This is a genomic window from Microbacterium umsixpiens (assembly GCF_053543675.1).
This window is the reverse complement of sequence record NZ_JBLVOH010000231.1, coordinates 8511-11689: the sequence shown is the minus strand read 5'-3', so window position 1 is coordinate 11689 and position 3179 is coordinate 8511. Positions and strand designations below refer to the sequence as shown.

The window sequence follows — 3179 nt, the reverse complement described above, 5'->3', positions numbered from 1 at the left end:
CACCACATCCGTCGCCGTCGCGCAAGGGAGCAGACACCGTGGCCGTCCCCTGCTGAACTCGCGATGCAATGACGTGATCTCAGCGAAAGGACACCGACATGACCGACACCACTCCCTCCCCGTCGAACCCCGACGAGCCATCCCCGCTCTTCCCCGAGGAGCCGCTCGCCCCGAACCCGGAAGAGCCACTGGCACCGAACCCCGAGGAGCCGCTGGCGCCGAATCCTCAGGAGCCTCTGGCCCCCAACCCCGAAGAACCTCTCGCGCCGAACCCGTCGGAGCCCGGCATTCCGCCCTCGACTCCGCAAGCGTGACGCGCGGCCCGTCGGTCGGCGGGGGCGAACTGCGGGCTGATCCCCAGACACGCGGTTTCAGCGGTCAGTAGACTGATTCCACCGCGCGGGAGTGGTGGAATTGGCAGACACGCAGGATTTAGGTTCCTGTGCCCCAGGGCGTGTGGGTTCAAGTCCCACCTTCCGCACGAGAGACGACGGCAGCCATCTCAGGCCGCCACGACATCGCTCTGTTCTACCGCCGACCAATCACGACCGACGGGACTCCCCCAGTGCTCGAAACCATGCTGCACGCGCCGACCGCTCTCATCCCCTGGCTCGACCCCGCCACGATCATCGGGACCGCCGGTCCGTGGGCACTGCTCGTCGTGTGCTTCATCGTCTTCGCGGAGACGGGTCTGCTCGTCGGATTCCTGCTCCCCGGCGACACCCTCCTCGTGATCGCAGGACTTCTCTCGCACCCGATCGCGGGCTCGGAGCACGGCGTCTTCGGCATCAGCGTCTGGTGGGTCGCCCTCCTCATCGGCCTCGCCGCGTTCGTCGGCGGAGAGGTCGGATACGTCATCGGCCACAAGGGCGGACCCGCGGTGTTCGAGCGCAAGGAGTCGGGCCTCTTCAGTAAGAAGAACGTCGAACGCACGAACGCCTTCTTCGAGCGCTTCGGCGGCATCACCGTGATCCTCGCGCGCTTCGTACCGATCGTGCGGACCTTCGCTCCCGTCGCCGCCGGCGTCGGCCACATGCCGTGGCGCAAGTACACGCTCTACAACCTGATCGGTGCGGTCCTGTGGGGATTCGGGCTCACGATGTTCGGCTACCTCATCGGGTTCATCCCGCCGGTCGCCGAGTTCGTCGAGAGCTACATCGACCTCATCCTCCTCGCCGCGGTCGGCGGCACCGCGCTCGTGACCCTCTGGCACTATCTCTCCGAGCGCCACAAGGCGAAGAAGGCTGCAGCGGCCGGTGAAGACGTCGTGACGGATGCCGAGGAGGCGCAGGAGCTCGTCCTGGACGCCGACGTGTTCGACCGCGCGCCCGACCTGGACGGCGACGGCAAGCACTGAGTTCCCGGCGCCGCCACCGCGGCGCCGACCTCTCAGCCCGCGTTCTTGGCGCGTTCCTCCTTGGTGCGCGCGACGCTGGCGCGGAGCGCCTCCATCAAGTCGATGACCTCGCCGCCCTCGGCCGCCTTCTCGGCTTCGCCGAAGGTCTCTGCCACGTCGAACGTGTCGCCTGCCTCGATCTTCGCGTCGATGAGGGTGCGCAGCTCCTTCTGGTACTCGTCCACGAACTCCTCGGGATCGAAATCGGCCGAGTAGCTGTCGACGAGCGATGCCGAGAGCTCGAGCTCCTTCTTCGAGATCCGCACGTCCTCGTCCAGCGCGGGGAACTCGGCTTCGCGCACCTCGTCGGCCCATAGGAGCGTCTGCAGCACGAGCACCTTGCCCCGCACGCGGAGCGCCGCCAGCCTCGTCTTCTGCCGTAGCGTGAACCGCACGATCGCGGTGCGATCGGTCTGCTCCAGGGTCTTCCGCAGCAGCACGTACGCCTTGGGAGACTTCGAGTCGGGCTCGAGGTAGTACGGCTTGTCGAGCGTGAGCAGATCGACCTGGTCGGACGGGACGAACTCGACCACGTCGATCTCCCGGCTCTTCTCCGCAGGGAGGGCTGCGAGGTCGTCCTTGGTGAGCACGACGGTCTGCCCCTCCTCGACGTAGGCGCGGTCGATGTCGGCGTAGGCCACCGTCTCACCGCACACCTCGCAGGTGCGCTGGTAGCGGATGCGCCCGCCGTCCTTCTCGTGCACCTGATGCAGCGGCACGTCGTGGTCCTCGGTCGCGGAGTACACCTTGACCGGCACGTTCACGAGGCCGAACGTCAGCGCGCCCTTCCAGATCGTTCTCATGTGACCAGTGAACACCAGCCGACACCGTCGCGGCCAGACCCTTGACTACGCTGGCTGCATGGTCGGACAGGGGCAGGTCGTGCAGGTCGGCGGCCGTCGTCTGCGCGTGACGAACCTCGACAAGGTCGTGTACCCCGAGACCGGCACCACCAAGGGTGAGGTCATCGCCTATTACAGCACCATCGCCCCCCTCCTCCTTCCTCTCCTGGACGGTCGTCCGGTGACCCGCAAGCGCTGGGTGGAGGGAGTCGGAACCGCGGATGCTCCGGCCGATGCGTTCTTCACGAAGCAGCTCGAACCCGGGGCGCCCGAGTGGATTCCGCGGCAGGCGATCCAGCATTCCGACGGCCCGAAGGAGTATCCGCTGGTCGAGGACGTGCCCACCCTGGTGTGGCTCGCCCAGGTCGCGGCGATCGAACTGCACGTGCCGCAATGGCGCTTCGCCCCGGACGGGCTGCCCGGTCGCCCCGATCGTCTCGTCCTCGATCTCGATCCCGGGCCCGGGGTGGGTCTTGCGCAGTGCGCCGAGGTCGCCCGGTTCGCCCGCGTCATCCTGACCGACATGGGACTCGATCCGTTCCCTGTGACGAGTGGGAGCAAGGGCATCCACCTGTACGCGGCTCTGCCGGGCGAGCAGACCAGCGACGAGATCTCCGCCGTCGTGAAGGAACTCGCGCGCCTGATCGAGAACGATCACCCCGACCTCGCCACCAGCGTCATGTCGAAGGCGGTGCGCGGGGGGAAGGTCTTCCTCGACTGGAGCCAGAACAACGGCAAGAAGACGACCATCTCGCCCTACTCCCTTCGTGGTCGCGCACGCCCCTGGGTCGCCGCCCCTCGCACCTGGGAGGAGCTCGACGACCCCACCCTGGCGCAGCTCGACTTCGAACAGGTTCTGAACAGGTCGGCTTCGGGTATGGATCCTCTCGCGAGCCTTCGACCCCACGCCGTCGAGTCGACGCCGCCGCCGCCGCCCGCGG

4 protein-coding genes and 1 tRNA gene are annotated in these 3179 nt (G+C 67.4%); 4 read left to right on the top strand and 1 reads right to left on the bottom strand.

Annotation, left to right across the window (positions count from 1 at the left end):
* Positions 1 to 98: 98 nt before the first annotated feature.
* The 3 genes from ACNPM4_RS19480 (at position 99) to ACNPM4_RS19470 (ending at position 1357) form a co-directional block, all read left to right on the top strand.
* Entirely contained in the window at positions 99 to 314 is a 216-nt protein-coding gene (locus tag ACNPM4_RS19480) for a hypothetical protein (protein ID WP_448986866.1), read from the top strand.
* An 85-nt stretch (positions 315 to 399) separates the two neighbouring features.
* Positions 400 to 481 (top strand) — tRNA-Leu (locus ACNPM4_RS19475).
* A gap of 96 nt (positions 482 to 577) precedes the next feature.
* Complete coding sequence (locus ACNPM4_RS19470; protein ID WP_372469395.1) at positions 578 to 1357, top strand: DedA family protein; 780 nt, start codon at positions 578 to 580, stop codon at positions 1355 to 1357.
* Positions 1358 to 1389: 32 nt separating this feature from the next.
* On the opposite strand, the gene ku is transcribed toward ACNPM4_RS19470, so the two are convergent.
* On the bottom strand, positions 1390 to 2199 hold the full coding sequence (gene ku / locus ACNPM4_RS19465) for a non-homologous end joining protein Ku (protein WP_029262512.1): 810 nt from the start codon (positions 2197 to 2199) through the stop codon (positions 1390 to 1392).
* Between the two features lie 58 nt (positions 2200 to 2257).
* Here ku and ligD point away from each other — a divergent pair.
* The coding region (gene ligD / locus ACNPM4_RS19460; RefSeq protein WP_448986865.1) for a non-homologous end-joining DNA ligase at positions 2258 to 3179 on the top strand (922 nt) is incomplete at its 3' end.